This is a genomic window from Luteibacter aegosomatissinici (assembly GCF_023078495.1).
Taxonomy (GTDB): domain Bacteria; phylum Pseudomonadota; class Gammaproteobacteria; order Xanthomonadales; family Rhodanobacteraceae; genus Luteibacter; species Luteibacter aegosomatissinici.
Window position 1 is genome coordinate 2,267,866 of sequence record NZ_CP095742.1, and the last position, 14,261, is coordinate 2,282,126.

At 64.0% G+C, this 14,261-nt stretch carries 13 protein-coding genes; 6 read left to right on the forward strand and 7 right to left on the reverse strand.

Going from position 1 to position 14,261, the window contains the following annotated elements; all coding sequences use genetic code 11:
• Nucleotides 1–6 precede the first annotated feature (6 nt).
• Nucleotides 7–1,440 carry a S41 family peptidase gene (locus L2Y97_RS10165; RefSeq protein WP_247436295.1) on the reverse strand — a complete coding sequence of 478 codons (1,434 nt, stop codon included), beginning with the start codon at nucleotides 1,438–1,440 and terminating at the stop codon, nucleotides 7–9.
• A 142-nt stretch (nucleotides 1,441–1,582) separates the two neighbouring features.
• Here L2Y97_RS10165 and L2Y97_RS10170 point away from each other — a divergent pair, with 142 nt between their 5' ends.
• Both L2Y97_RS10170 and L2Y97_RS10175 read left to right on the forward strand, forming a co-directional pair.
• Nucleotides 1,583–2,050: a DUF1203 domain-containing protein gene (locus L2Y97_RS10170; protein WP_247436298.1), complete on the forward strand. Its 468-nt coding sequence runs from the start codon at nucleotides 1,583–1,585 to the stop codon at nucleotides 2,048–2,050.
• Between the two features lie 22 nt (nucleotides 2,051–2,072).
• Nucleotides 2,073–2,231: a hypothetical protein gene (locus tag L2Y97_RS10175; RefSeq protein WP_247436300.1), complete on the forward strand. Its 159-nt coding sequence runs from the start codon at nucleotides 2,073–2,075 to the stop codon at nucleotides 2,229–2,231.
• 57 nt (nucleotides 2,232–2,288) lie between these two features.
• Here the strand turns inward: L2Y97_RS10175 and L2Y97_RS10180 are convergent, their stop codons facing one another.
• A complete protein-coding gene (locus L2Y97_RS10180) occupies nucleotides 2,289–5,219 on the reverse strand; it encodes a TonB-dependent receptor (protein WP_247436303.1) in 2,931 nt (976 codons plus the stop codon).
• A gap of 242 nt (nucleotides 5,220–5,461) precedes the next feature.
• On the opposite strand from L2Y97_RS10180, the gene L2Y97_RS10185 reads away from it, so the two are divergent.
• Complete coding sequence (locus L2Y97_RS10185) at nucleotides 5,462–5,908, forward strand: nuclear transport factor 2 family protein (protein ID WP_247436306.1); 447 nt, start codon at nucleotides 5,462–5,464, stop codon at nucleotides 5,906–5,908.
• Nucleotides 5,909–6,039: 131 nt separating this feature from the next.
• Here the strand turns inward: L2Y97_RS10185 and L2Y97_RS10190 are convergent, their stop codons facing one another.
• From L2Y97_RS10190 to L2Y97_RS10205, 4 genes are read right to left on the reverse strand one after another with little or no spacing between them, the layout of a single operon-like run.
• The gene (locus L2Y97_RS10190) at nucleotides 6,040–7,413 is read right to left on the reverse strand and encodes a carbohydrate porin (RefSeq protein WP_247436309.1); all 1,374 of its coding nucleotides are present in this window, start codon (nucleotides 7,411–7,413) and stop codon (nucleotides 6,040–6,042) included.
• Nucleotides 7,414–7,451: 38 nt separating this feature from the next.
• Nucleotides 7,452–8,753 (reverse strand): C4-dicarboxylate transporter DctA, encoded by a 1,302-nt coding sequence (dctA, locus tag L2Y97_RS10195; protein ID WP_247436312.1) that lies wholly within the window; start codon nucleotides 8,751–8,753, stop codon nucleotides 7,452–7,454.
• 22 nt (nucleotides 8,754–8,775) lie between these two features.
• Nucleotides 8,776–9,672 (reverse strand): transporter substrate-binding domain-containing protein, encoded by an 897-nt coding sequence (locus L2Y97_RS10200; protein ID WP_247436314.1) that lies wholly within the window; start codon nucleotides 9,670–9,672, stop codon nucleotides 8,776–8,778.
• Nucleotides 9,669–10,529 carry an amidohydrolase family protein gene (locus tag L2Y97_RS10205; protein WP_247436316.1) on the reverse strand — a complete coding sequence of 287 codons (861 nt, stop codon included), beginning with the start codon at nucleotides 10,527–10,529 and terminating at the stop codon, nucleotides 9,669–9,671. The genes L2Y97_RS10200 and L2Y97_RS10205 overlap by 4 nt, the downstream gene beginning before the upstream one ends.
• Before the next feature lie 165 nt (nucleotides 10,530–10,694).
• Between L2Y97_RS10205 and L2Y97_RS10210 the strand changes: the two genes are divergently transcribed.
• Complete coding sequence (locus L2Y97_RS10210) at nucleotides 10,695–11,924, forward strand: LysR family transcriptional regulator (protein ID WP_247436317.1); 1,230 nt, start codon at nucleotides 10,695–10,697, stop codon at nucleotides 11,922–11,924.
• A gap of 33 nt (nucleotides 11,925–11,957) precedes the next feature.
• On the opposite strand, the gene L2Y97_RS10215 is transcribed toward L2Y97_RS10210, so the two are convergent.
• A complete protein-coding gene (locus L2Y97_RS10215) occupies nucleotides 11,958–13,007 on the reverse strand; it encodes an alpha/beta fold hydrolase (protein ID WP_247436319.1) in 1,050 nt (349 codons plus the stop codon).
• Between the two features lie 268 nt (nucleotides 13,008–13,275).
• On the opposite strand from L2Y97_RS10215, the gene L2Y97_RS10220 reads away from it, so the two are divergent.
• Entirely contained in the window at nucleotides 13,276–13,986 is a 711-nt protein-coding gene (locus L2Y97_RS10220; RefSeq protein ID WP_247436321.1) for an SDR family NAD(P)-dependent oxidoreductase, read from the forward strand.
• A gap of 20 nt (nucleotides 13,987–14,006) precedes the next feature.
• A complete protein-coding gene (locus L2Y97_RS10225) occupies nucleotides 14,007–14,243 on the forward strand; it encodes a tautomerase family protein (RefSeq protein ID WP_247436323.1) in 237 nt (78 codons plus the stop codon).
• The last annotated feature ends 18 nt before the right edge of the window (nucleotides 14,244–14,261 follow it).

The following is a 14,261-nucleotide window of genomic DNA, read 5'->3' on the forward strand; positions in this document are numbered from 1 at the left end:
GTCGCGTCAGAGTTCGGTGATCCACTTCTCCAGCGTGGTTGTGTCGGCCACGTCGCCCGGGTAACGGTAGCGCGGTACCAGCGGCACATTGTTCCCTCGTGGCCGGCCGCGGTACACCTTCATCGCCACGGATAGCTTCCCGTAGCCGCTGGGCAGCACAGGCGTGCGCACATCCATGTACAAGGTATCGGCGCTGGTTTCTTCGCCAACATGGATCGCGCCGAGGGCCAGATAAATATCTGCGGCATCCAGGCAAGCAGAGGCGCAGCCCGCGTCGGTCACCATGTAGATGCGCGCATGGGTGGGTGGCGGGGGTGGGGTGGCCGGCTTCGGGTCCCAGGCATCGTGGAAATACGGCTTGTGTGCGGCGATGGCTGCGTTGACACCGGCGAGCGTTTTCCGGATCCAGGTCACGTCATCCATCGGCGTATCCGGATGGGCGGCGTACATGGCAAGGATGCCTTTCAGCCGGTCGGCTACACCGCTGGAGGCGCGCCAGTCGACGGCGGTGGATTCGACGTTGACCTTCTCGAAGGCTTCCTTGCCCCAGAGGGCCTGCGCCACGCGGATGGCCCATGTTGAGTCGCCGCCATTGTTGCCGCGCAGATCGAGCACGACACGCGGACTCGCCAGAATGGTGTTTCGTTGGGCCGCGATCTGCGCAATCAGCGGCGTAAGCGCCTTGGCCGCAGGCTTGTCGAGGTCGCCATCGAAGTCGCTGAGAGCGATCCAGACCGTCCCATCGGGAAGCGTCGTCAGGCCGATGGGTTCGGCCGCGCGGTGCCATGCGGCCGGCAGGTGCAGCTCACGCTCAGGCACGGTGAACGGGCGCCACACCAGGTCCACGTCGCGGGTGCTCCCGTTTACGTCAAACGTGCAGCGGCGCGGACGCTGGATCCACGGGTTTCCCGCATCAACGAACAGCCGCGCGCCGCGCATCACCCGGCTTGCGTGCAGGCTCCAGCGGCCGAACTGCGTGCCGACATTGCGCTGGGCGAGTGTCGCCGCATCGATCCCGTCGCAGCCGATCAGGCGTGCCCCGTTCGGCACGGGCGCATCCGCGGCACGGGTCACGACGCGCTGCACATCGTTCGTGTCGAAGTTGGTAAGGAACCCGGGCCATTGCAGGTCGAGCTTGGGTTCCTTCGCCATGTCGGCCGGCACGAGGCTGAGGTGGCCGTCGTCAAAACTTGCGGCATACGCCTGCAACGCGAAGAAATAACCAGGGTAGTTCGTCGTGGTCTGCGCGCGCTGGAGCGCCAGTGCGAGTCCCTTGTCGTTCTTTGCGGCGAACCCGGGATTCAGCGGATCCACCGGGCCCGGGTGGTTGCTGGCGATATCGTCGTGCATCGCCTGGGCATCCTTGCGCAGGTCGGCCGCCCAGTCTTCGGCGTGCACGGGCAGGGCGAGCAGCAGCGCGGTGGCGAGCAGGTATCTCATGGTTATCCCTGGTGGTTTCCCTTTGTCGATGGTCGAGCGGTGGCCCTATGTGGTCAAGGGACGAAGGTTACGCCGCAAGACCCGGATAGCCCGGGCGCAAGCGCGGGCGGACGATAGCGCCATCCCCAACGGAGGCAACGTCATGGCTTACCGCATCCGCGGCATCGATCCCACCCCCTTTCTTTCGCTCTATGGGCGCGACGAAGCCGAGCTGAAGCAGCGCGGTGTCCTGCGCATGGTGGCGGGTGACGATACCGGCTATCCGGAGCGCATTGAACTGCGTAACGCCCGTCGCGGCGAATCGCTACTGCTGTTGAACTTCACCCACCAGCCAGCCGCGGGCCCGTACCACGCGAGCCACGCGGTGTTCGTTCGTGAAGGTGCCACCGAGGCCGCGGAAATGCTGGACGAGGTGCCGGAGGTGATGGCCACGCGGATGATCTCGCTCCGTGCGTTCAACGCCGCGCACCTGATCGATCACGCCACCCTTGTCGATGGCCGCCAGCTGGATGACGCGATCCGGCGCATGCTGGGCACGGCCAGCGTGGCCTATGTGCATGCCCATTACGCCGCCTACGGTTGCTTCGCCGGCTACATCGACCGGGCCTGAGCGGCGGCGTATAACGGTGGGCATGGACCCCAGCACCCCATGCCCCATCTGCAACGGTACCGGCGAAGTCACCTACGTCGATGAAGAAGTCGGCTGCCAGGTGACGTTGCCGTGTTGGGCGTGTGCACTGAAGGCCGAGACCTCGCTGGGCCAGCCGGCTCCCGACGCACCCTGGTTGTAACGCGCTCCTACAAAACGGCCGGTCCACAGGGAAGGCCTTTTTTGCAGGAGCGGTTCGCTACAGCTTGTAGTTGATACCAAACATGATCGTGCGGCCGTACGTGTCGAACTCCAGCGGGCGCTGGATCTTCACGTTGTTCGGCAGTGCCGAGGTCTGTGCGGTCTTGTACGGCGAGTCGGTCAGGTTGTTCACCTGCAGAAGCACGCTCAGGCCGCTGTAAGTGCCTTCCTGGAATTCATAGCCGATCTGCATGTCGGTCTGCTTGTCCGCCAGTACGGTGTTGTAGCCAAGCTGGTCGAACAGAGCGACTGCCTCACCGGTGAACGACGAGCGGTAGCGCTCGGCGATGCGGAACGACCAGCCGTACTTTTCGTAGTACAGCGCCAGGTTGGCCACCTTGCGCGACAGGCCGGGCAGGGTGCTCGGGCTTCCCGGGATCGTCGACACAGCGCTTACCGGCAGCGTGCTGTTGGTCAGTGAGAAGTTGCCCTGCGCGCCGAAACCATCGAGCCACGATGCGATCAGACCGCCCTCGATGCCGCCCTGCAGTTCCAGGCCCTTGATCTTGCCGCCGGTGCCGTTCTGCGGCGTGGTGAACGAGCCGCGCGTGCTCGTTGGGGTGAGCGTCGGGTTATCGTTCACGTACTTCGAGAAGTCGTAATCGAGCACCGTCTCGTTATAGATGTAGTTCAACAGGTTCTTGTTGAACACGGCGGCGGCCACATAGCTGGCCTTGCCGAAGTACTTTTCCCAGCTGAGGTCGGCGCCCACCGCGACATACGGCTTCAGCTTCGGGTTGCCGCCGCTGCCGGACCACAGCACCTGGCCGGCGGCCGGGCCGTCAGTAACTTCCGCCACGCCTGCGGAGGTGGCGACCTTTTCATCATCGATACGGCCGCGAACCATGGATTTGGCCAGGCCAAAACGCAGGTACTGGTTCTCGCCGATCTCGCCCACGACGTTCAGGCTGGGCAGCACCTTGGTGTATCGCGTGCCATCGGAAATGCGGCCCACGAGCGTATCGCCGTTGGTCTGCAGCGCCGTAGAGGACTGGTCCGTACGCACTGCCTGCACACCCAGGTTGCCGGTGATCGGTACGCCGCCCAGGCTCGTGTCGAGGTTGAACTTGATGTACGCCACCGGCACCTTCTCGCGCACGGTGTAGTTACGGCTCCAGTCGGACTGGCCGTTGCGTTGGGTGAGGTAGAACTGGCTGCCCAGCGCATCATTCACGTCGTAGTTCACGATGCCGGGAATGCCGCCGTAGCTGAGGTCGGTAATGCCGCTCAGGAACGACGGATCGATCGGCATGCCATAACCAGGCACATACGTGGCCGAGTCGGAGCCATTGCCATTGAGCCATGCGAAGAACACATCGGCCGACTTCGTCTTGCGGCGATCGGAGTAGTTCGCGCCCAGGGTGAAGTCGCTGAAAATCCAGCCGACCGGGTGCGTCACCTCCAGGCGGAAGGCCTTGATCGTGTCCTTCTGCTTGTCGTACTCCGCGCGGCCGTTGTAGCCGTAATTGTTCGGGTCGGTGAACTGGATCAGCGACGGGTCGGCGAAGTTAGTGCCCGGGGTGAAATCCGGGAAGTGCTCGTGGATCGGTGTCGCAAAGTCCGTCGAGCTGGTTTCCTGGCCGGGCAGGCCGGCGAACAGGTACGCATCGTGCAGGCGGCGCTTGGCCATGGAGTACGACGCATCGGCGTTGATCATCCAGCCGTTGCCGAAGTCGTACTGGTTGTTCCAGCCCGCGGAGAACAGGTTGTCCTTCTCCTTGGTGTACTCGTTCTGCAGGATCGCCTTCAGTCCGTCGATATGGCCGGTGGTGACCAGCGGGTAGGGCAGGGTCGGCTCCAGGCCCACGTTCGAATACGACACGTTGTCGTAGGGGCTGCTCGACCACTGCACACCGTTGAGGTTGGTCTTCTGGTCGAACGTCGAGTAGTACAGATCCAGCGTGGAGTGGTAATGGTCATCCGGTGCCCACTCGAGCACCGTCATGATGCCGTTGCGCAGCTGGTTCTCGGATTTGGCGCGCAGCTGCATGCCTTCCTGCGACAGCACGTTATCCGGTAGGCCCGGCGTGTGCGGGGCGCCCCAGTTGTTCTCCGCGCCTTGCGAGCCGTTGTTCAGGCTCCACCACCAGGCCTGGTACTGCTTCTCCTGGATCGGCGAATCCAACTGCGCCACGCCCACGGCGAGGCCGAGCGTGTGGTCGAAGAACTGGTCGATGTACGAGAAGCTTGCGCGGTGCCCCGTATCGCCCACGCCGCTGCCGTGGTTGAGGTTGCCGTTGTCGGTGGTCTCACCACGCAGGTTCACGGCGATGGCGCGCTTGGGCAGGTCCAGCGGGCGAATGGTGTGCAGGTCGACGGTGCCGGAGAGGCCCTGGCCGATCAGCGCCGCATCGGGCGTCTTGTACACGGCGACGCCGCTGATGAGCTCGGAGGGGTACTGGTCGAAATCGACACCACGGTTCTCGCCGATGGTGGCCTGCTCACGCCCGTTCAACGTGGTGCCGACGAAATCGGGCGACAAGCCACGAATGGAAATCTGGTTGGCACGGCCATCGACGCGCTGGGTCGCCAGGCCAGGCACGCGGGCCAGGCTCTCGGCGATACTGCTATCGGGCAGCTTGCCGATGTCCTCGGCGGAAATGGCTTCGATGATGTTCCCGGAGTTGCGCTTGGCGCTCAGTGAGTTCTGGATCGAGGCCTGGATACCGGTGACGACCACGGCATCGAGGTTGCTCACGCCGTCACTGTTGGTGGGCTTCGGAGCTTTCTTCGCCTTTTCATCCTTTGCCGATTTTGCATTGGCGGCTGTGGGCGCCGTGGTGGGCTTCTGTGGGGGCTGGGCCTGGCCCTGGTCCTGGGCCCAGGTGGCGCCGGAGGCCAGCAGCAGGGCCATGGCGCAGGCAGCGGCCAAAGGGCGCGCGCGCAGCGCGGGCACAGCGTGGCCCCGCTTCGAATGGCGACGATTCATTGAGTTCCCCGCGTCTTGTGACGTTGTTTTTAGTGTGGGCGAACGCCCCTCGCGCTCGCGGCGGGGAGGATGGGCGAGTGCCATACGGCTGTCATCTGGCAACGCAGCAGATTCGTGCGAAACGTTCAGTTTTCACGTGAAACGCATCGTAAGAAGTTGCGATGACCATCCCAAAAGACACAGGCATCTTCTGCTCTGCTGCGGCTAGCATCGGCACGACATCCACCGGGGAGGGGAACCCAATGTTCGTTCGTACACTTGCCGCCGCCGCTTGCCTGCTTGCCGCCGCACCCGCATTCGCCGCGACCAGCGCAGCCGACCAGGCGGTGCTTGCCCCGTTCCAGGCCTTCCTCGATGGCATGGCCAAGTACGACCAGGCGGCCATGCGCGCCACCGTGCAGCCCGATGGCAGCGTGGCATTGCTGCGCAAGGACAAGGTCATCCGCAACACGCTCTCAGGCTTCATCGACCACATCAAGCCGGGCAAGGACAGCATCGAGGAGCGCATCTACGAACCGCTGGTCCGCATCGACGACAACTTGGCGATCATCTGGGCGCGCTACGACTTCCGCTTGAATGGCAAGGTCGTGCATTGCGGTACCGACCTGGTGCACCTGGTGAAGCAGGATGGGAAGTGGGTGATTGCAGGTATCGCCGACAACAGCCGCGACGATTGCCCCGTGAAGTAATTCATCATCGCCCTCATGTAGGAGCCCACCCTGTGGGCGACGCCGTTCGCGATATCGATGCAGGCCCTGTGGCGATATCGCGAGAAGATGTCGCCCACAGGGTGGGCTCCTACAAAGCGTTGGCGCCCGGTTTATTCGACGGCCGCGGGCCGGCGCAAGCCGAACAACCGCGAAATGTTCACCTGCAGGTTCAACCCATACACCAGCAGGTTCTTCGGCACCGTCTTCGTCGCGGGGATGCCGGAGTTATCCGGGTGGATGTAGTACTGGATGGTTGGCATCAGCGTGATGCCCGGTACCGGCTTCCAGCCGTAGTTGACCTCGAACGTGACCTGATTCGGGTTGTTCTTGCCATGCCCGCCGGCCTTGATACGCGCATCGTTGAGGTAAGCCTCCTCGGCGTCCGTCATGCGGAAGTACGACACGTTCAGGCCGATGGTGTCGGTAGGCCGGGCAGCGAACGGTCCGGTGAGCACGAAGCCGGTGTAGATCTGCCGGCGCATGATCTCGTCGGTTTCCAGCTGGTGCGCGATGCCCGCGAACACATCCAGGTTACGCGAGGAGCCCGGGCTGGGGCGCCAGACAATGCGATCGGCCATGAGGTACACGCCGGAGCGGTTGGAGTCCGCCTCACGTGCCGTACCGCCATAACGGCCCTTCGAGCGGCCCGCGGTGTTGTAGTACGGATCGGATAGCGGCGCGGTGCTCAGGTAACCACCCGCCTTGATCTCGAAGCCGTATGGGTTCTCCACCGGGTCCATCTTTACCCAGCCCCATTCCACCGGGAAGGTGACGCCGTTGGCGTTCGCGATCGAGAAATCCAGGCCGTTGCTTGCCGACGTGGTTGGGTTCACCTCGTACGCACCCGCTTCGATATACGAATGCGGGGTGAGCTTGTAGTTTACGTTCAACGCCCACGTCGCCGACGGCAGTAGGCTGTAGCCGGCCTCGGAGTTGATCAGGCGCGGCACGCCGCATGTGGTGCCGGACATGAACTGGCAGTTGGTGGCCAGGTGCGCGTAGTACGCCGTGGTGCCCAACCGGCCGAACAGGATATCCAGCTTGTTCGAGAGGAACTTCTGCTCCCAGGCGAACAGGCCAAGGTGCCAGCGCGGGTATTCATTCTTGTAGATGTACTGCTGCTTCGCGAACGTGCCGGTCACGTCGTGGTTCAGGCCATTTCCGTAGTCACGGTAAACGGTGAAGTGGAAGCTGCCGCCGGCGATGCCGGCGAGCTTCTGCATATCGAAATCGGCGCCGATATTGAACTGGCCCACGTTGGTGCGGCCCTGGTCCACGCCCCCGCGTGGGTTGGTCGCGTACTGGTTGATCAGGTTGGCGCGGATGAACACGCCATCGGCGGCCAGCTTCTGCAGTGCGTTCAACGACGTGCTGGGTTGTGTATCCGCATCATCCTGCGCGGCGACGGCGTTGGTAGCGGCGAGGCAGCAAAGTGCCCCCAAGCCCACGGCTTTCCAGCCGAAGGTTTTGCGGTGAAACATCATGAGTCGTCCCCTCCCCGGGCAGACTTGAAGGTGGTGGATCAGGCGGGGCGGTAGCCCTGGGTGAGTTCTTCCTCGAGGCGTTCCGTATCGACGGCTTTCTCCCACTTGCCAACGACCAGCGTGGCGACGCAGTTGCCGGCGATGTTGGTAAAGACGAAGGCGGATGAGAGGATGCGGTGCACGCCCAGGATCAGCGCGATGCTCCCGACCGGAATGGTCTTGGTCGCCGCCAGGGTCATGGCGAGCACGGCGATGGCGGAACCTGCGACACCTGCGCCGCCCTTCGATGTCACCAGCAGTACAAGCAGCAGGCCGAGTTGTTGTTCCCAGCCAAGCGCGGTGCCCGTGGCCTGCGCCAGGAACACGGCCACGGCAGCGAAGTACAGGCAGGTGCCGTCGTGGTTGAAGCTATACGCCGTGGGCAAGACCAGGCCAACGACCGATTCCTGCACGCCCAGTTTGGTGAGCTTGGCGGTGAGCTGCGGGAACACGCTTTCCGATGAGCTGGTACCGATCACCAGCACCAGTTCCTCACGCACGTAACGCATCAGCTTCCACAGGCTGAAGCTCGACCAGCGCGCGATGGGCCACAGCACGATCACGAAGAAGATGGCACAGGTGAGGAAGAATTCGCCGATCAACGCGGCCAGTGGGATAAGCGTCTGCAGGCCGAACTTCGCCACGGTGAAGGCGATGGCGCCAAACGCGGCGATGGGCGCGATCTTCATGGCGACGCGGATCACCCAGAACAGCGCCTGCGAGACCAGGTGCACGACATCGAGCACCGGTTTGGCGCGATCGCCCAGCGAGGCCAGGCCGCATGCGAACAACACCGAGAACACCAGGATCTGCAGGATCTCGCCCTGTGCGAACGCTTCCACCGCGGACTTCGGTACCAGGTTCAGCAGGAACTCGCCGAAGCTCATGTTCGCCGCGGGGTGCACTTTGTCTGCCGAGCTGTGCAGCGCGGCCGGGTCGATGTGCATGCCCACGCCGGGCTTAAGGATGTTGATGGTCACAAGGCCGATGACCAGGGCGAACGTCGTGACGATCTCGAAGTACACGATCGCCTTGATGGCGATACGGCCGACCTTGCCAAGGTCACGCACGCTGGCGATGCCATGGGTGACGGTGCAGAAGATGATGAGGCCCACCACCATCTGGATCAGGCGGATGAACACATCACCCAGCGGTTTCAGCTGCTCGCCAACATCGGGTGCCAGCGCGCCCACGAGCACGCCGAGCGCCATGCCTGCCAGCACCTGGAACGTCAGGTCCTGATAGAAGCGGCGTTTGCGCACCGGGCGCGGGGTCTCTTGGATTGCGGGTTTAGCGGTCATCCGGGGTTCCGTGGGGTGCAGGTCAATCGCCGTCATGGCCGAGCAGCTCCATGGCGGGGGCGAACACCTCGTCAACGCTCAACGTGCGTGGCAGCAGGTCCTGGCGCCGGCAGGCTTCGATGGTGTACGCCACCGGGTCGCGCAGTGCCGTGAAGCCGAACCGGTACGGTACGGGCTTGCCCGTGGCTGTGGCGGCGTGGCTGGCGGACTCCTTCAGCAGGCGGTAGGCAGCGCGCACGGCGTCGGGCGTGGCCTTGCAAGCCGCCTGGCTCGCAGCGACCATGTGGTTGATCGGCATGAATCCGTGCGTGTTCCACCAGGCCGCATCGCGTGCTTCCGCATCGGCGATCAGCGGCGTGAAGCCCGGCTCCTTCGGCAAATCGTTGCCGAAAATCGCCGCATCCGCCTCGCCGGCACGCAGCAGGTCGGTGAGCGCCTTGTCCTTGGGGATATGCGAGACAAACGGCGGATCCTGATATTCGGCGACGTGTGCGGGATCCTGCGTGATCCACTCGACGGCTTTCACATCCAGGCCGAAATCTTCATAGAGATGGTGGCGTACCCACATGCCGGTGGTCTGGGTGTAGGCACGCACGGCGATACGTTTGCCAGCCAGCGCCGTGGGATCCGGGATGCCGTTCGCCTCCCAGCCCACGATACATCCTCGCTGGAAGCGGGAAGCCACCACGGCCGGGAGAAGGATGACTGGTGCGCCATATGCGATCGCCTGCAGCGCGGTGACGATCGCCAGCTCGCAGACATCGTAGGCGGCATCGCGCACCATTGGGGCGAACGCCTTGTGCACGGGCGATACGTCGACGAAATCCAGCGACACGCCGGCGTGCGGGAGCGAGCCTTGTTTCAGCGGCTGCGTGTGGGGGTAGTTACCCAGCACGGTGCGGAGCGTGGGCGTGCTCATGCGGCAGCGCCTTCGCGAGCGAACGGGTAGAGGGCGCTCGCCGTGCCATGGCCGATCGCAGCCTGTGCGGCGGGCGCAAGGTCACCGAGCACCGCGCGAGCCTGGGCCACCAGGCTTGCCAGCGTGCCGGCGGCCGCCGGGAAGTTGGAGCCCCAGGCGATGCGTTGGGCGCCGAACGCGGCGAGGATGGCAGCGAGAAAGTCGCGTGGCGTGGATGGCCCGTGGGCCGCCGCTTCCAGCGTGCGGTTGGTGAGCTTCAGGTACACGCCGGGGTACGCCGCCATATCGAACAAGGCTTGCGCGCTGGCATACGGCTTGCCATCGCTCAGGTCAGGCCGTGCGCAATGATCAAGTAGCACGCGCACCTTCGGAAAACGGGTCAGCAGGTCGCGGAGCACCGGCAGCCCATCCATGGTCATCTGCAAGCACACCGGAATGCCAAGGGCTTCGGCGTGGGCCCACGCAGGGTAGGAATCCGGGTGGCCCAGCCACGCCGCCTGGCCAGGCATGGTGCTGCCGGTGGTGAACAGACGGAACCCATACAGGCCCTGGTCCTGCCAGTAATCAATCCGCTCGACGGCATCGGGCGCCATGGCGTCGATCGAATACACGCCCACGAGGCGGTCGCGGTGGGCGCGTACGGTCTCGGCCACATAGCGGTTGTCGTGGCCGTACACCGTGGAGGCCTGGACCACCACCGCCCGCTCGATGCCAGCGGCATCCATGGCGCGCAGCAGGCCCTCTGCATCGACCGGGCGCTCGCGCGACCACTCCGATTGCTTGCCGCCGATCGGGTCGGTCGGGTACGTCGCCGTGTCGGGCGAGATGACGTGGGTGTGGGTGTCAAACAGGATCACGGGAGCCTCATGGATGGAGTTGGCGCAAAGCTGCTATTCGCATTTGCTATCGATATTTGTTGCAGTGCAAAAACGGCAAGCTCGCAGGTCGGGGTGGAATATGCGCCGTACTGCCATCTACGCCAAATTCGAATTACGATCAGGCTATCGAAAAAGGTTAATGATATGGATCAACGGGTGTTTGCCCTGAACCTGCGCCACCTCGATGCCGTGCTGGCGGTGGCCCGCGCGGGCACCATGAGCGGCGCCGCGGTAGCGGTGAATCTCTCGCAGCCGGCGCTCGCGCATGCGGTGGCGAAGATGGAGCGTGTGCTGGATGCGCGGCTGTTCGATCGCCATGCGGCGGGGGTCGAGTTGACCGAGGGCGGGCGGCGCTTCGTGCGGCGTGTGGATGTCGCGCTGCGCTTGCTCGTTCGCGGCATCAAGCGCATCCGGCGTGGCGTGCGTGGCCAGGCGTTGGCGCATGTGGAGCGGCGGATCACCATGGCGCAGTTGCGGGCATTGATCGCCGTGGTCGGTACTAGCAGCTATGCAGCCGCCGCTGAGGATGTGGGTGTCTCCGAGCCTGCTTTGCACCGTGCCATGCGCGAACTGCAGGAAGTGACGGGCGTGCCGCTGCTGGTGCGCGTGGGCCGCTCGATTCGCCCCACCGATGCGGCCACGAACCTGGTGCATTACGTGCGCCTGATGCTGGCCGAGCTCGGCGCGGCGATCGAGGAGATCGGCGGTGGTGACGATGCGGGTACCGGATTCATCCGCATTGGCGTGCTCCCCGTCGCGCGAGCGCACTTCTTGCCGCAACTGTTATCGACGTTTGCCGCCGAGTATCCGGGTGCGGCGGTCGAGGTGATCGAGGGGCCATATCTTGAGTTGCTGGCTCGGCTGCGCCAGGGTGACATGGACTTGCTGATCGGCTCGGAGCGGCAGACGGTGCCGGCACGCGATGTCGTGCAGGAAGGCTTGTTCGACGATGAGCTGGTGATCGTTGGCCGGGCAGGGCATCCGCTGCGTGGCGGCCGCCTCACCACGCAGGCCCTGCTTCGCTACCCGTGGGTCGTGCCAGCACGTGGCGTACCGCTGCGATTGAACTGGGAGCGCATGTTTCACGTGCGCGGCGTGGAGCCGCCGCCGATTCGCTTGCAGTGCGCCTCGGTGCTCATCATGCGCGGGATGATGTTGGCGGGGGATTGGCTGACCTTGATGTCGCGCGACCAGTTCCTGTTGGAGAGCCGCGCGGGGCACCTTGTCGAGATTGGCTCGCCCGGGAAGGATTTCTGGCGGCGCATTGCCATGACGCGGCGGACCGAGTGGATGCCCACGCCGTTGCAGGGGCGGTTCGTCAGCCTGTTGCGGCGGATGGCGGCGGAGAAGGCGGCGGGGCGTGCCGCTCCGTAGGGATCGCAAGCAGCGAACCGTTGCTGTCCTACCTCAGGCCTTATCGACATCAACGATCGCCTTCACAAACGCATCCGGCGCCTCCTGCGGCAGGTTATGCCCGATGCCCCCTTCCACATTCCGGTGCTCGTACTTGCCCGTGAATTTTGACTTATAGGCAGAAGGATCGGGATGCGGCGCGCCGTTGGCATCGCCTTCCATCGTGATCGTAGGAATCCCGATCGTCGGCCCGGTGGCAAGCTTCTTCTCGTACTCGTCGTACTTGGCCTCACCCTCTGCCAGCCCCATGCGCCAACGGTAGTTGTGGATCGTGATGGCGACATGGTCCGGGTTATCGAACGCGGCGGCAGTGCGGTCATAGGTCGCGTCGTCGAACTGCCACTTGGGCGAGGCCAGTTGCCAGATCAGCTTGTTGAAATCGTGCCGGTTCTGCTCGTAGCCGAGCTTGCCGCGCTCGGTGGCGAAATAGAACTGATACCACCATTGTAGTTCCGCTTTCGGCGGCAAGGGCTTCCTGCCGGCCTCCTGGCTGCCGATGAGGTAGCCGCTCACCGAGACCAGCGCCTTGCAGCGTTCGGGCCATAGCACAGCCATGATATCGGCGGTGCGAGCGCCCCAGTCGAAGCCAGCGACAATGGCCTTCTTGATCTTCAAGGCATCGAGCAGGGCGATGGCGTCGACCGCGATGGCGGAAGGCTGGCCATTGCGCATGGTGCCTTCTTCAAGGAACCGCGTGCTGCCGTAGCCGCGCAGGAACGGCGCGATCACGCGATAACCTTTTGCCACGAGCGCGGGTGCTACCTCAGCGAAGGCGTAGATGTCGTAGGGCCAGCCATGCAGGAGCAGGACCGCGGGATGCCTGGCCTTACCCATATCCACGTAACCGACATCAAGTACACCGGCGTGGATCTGCTTCACCGGCCCGAACTTCGCGGGATCGCCTTTTCCTTTATCGGCCGCACTGGTAGCAGCGAGCACGGACGAGGAGGTCGCCACCACACGCTGCCCCAGGGCTGCCGCTGCGAGGGATGTGCCAGCCATGGCAAGAAAGCGGCGGCGTAGCGGATCAGTATCGACGGGCATGACGGGCTCCTGCGTGACGGAAAGCTGCCATGGCGAAGGAGCATGCACCCATGAAATTTCCGTGGCTTGCACTGGCCTGCCTTCGCGTTCTTCGCGCAGCGAATCTTTAGCGCGTACTTAACCGGACGCTCACGGAATCCGGCGCGAAATCCAACGAACCCGTTGACGGGTGTAGTCATGTTTCCAGCCGTCCTTCGCTCGGCGCGCCCTGTTAAATCGGGCGCGCGGGAGCGCGCGGCTGCCTCTTCGGCACGATGGAGTGACAAGCATGAGCGTAACCCGCAGGGTCGCTATCGTTACGGGCGCATCACAGGGCATAGGGGCCGGCCTGGTGGCGGCATTCCGGCAGCAGGGCTACCAGGTCATCGCGAACTCGCGTTCCATGCCGCCGTCGGATGATCCGGAAATTCATTCGGTGGCGGGCGACATCGGTGATCGCGACGTGGCCGAACGTGTCATCAGCGAAGGCCTTGGCCGGTTCGGCCGCATCGACACACTCGTGAACAACGCGGGCATTTTTGTCGCGAAGCCGTTCGTGGAATACACGGTGGATGACTACAACAGCGTGCTCTCGGTGAACGTCAGTGGTTTCTTCCACATCACCCAGGCCGCCGTTCGGCAGATGCTGGCCCAGGGCTCGGGGCACATCGTGAACATCACGACCACGCTGGTAGACCACGCCGTGGATGGCATTCCTTCGGTGCTGGCCTCGTTGACCAAGGGCGGCATCGCTGCGGCGACCAAGTCGCTTGCCATTGAGTACGCGAAGCGTGGGATCCGCGCCAACGCGGTATCGCCGGGTGTGATCAGGACGCCCATGCATTCCCCGGACACGTGGGAAGCACTCGCAGGCCTCCACCCGGTACACCGGATGGGCGAGATCAAGGATGTGGTCGATGCCGTGCTCTACCTCGATGGCGCCCAGTTTGTCACCGGGGAAATCCTCCATGTGGATGGCGGGCAGAGCGCCGGCCACTAATCACCGAAGGAAGTGATGCCATGCCGATCGTCACCATCCAGATCACGCGCGAAGGCTCGGGGCCGGGGCGTAAACACGTGACCGATGAAGAGAAGGCGGAGTTGATCAAGGGCGCCAGTGAGCTGCTGCTGCGTGTTCTCAACAAGCCGCTGGTCTCCACCTTCGTCGTGATCCAGGAAGTGCCCCTGGAAAACTGGGGATGGGGTGGCCTGCCCGCCCTGGAGTTCCGCAAAGAACACCCTGACGGCCTCAAGTAACCGAACCGACCGAGGGAT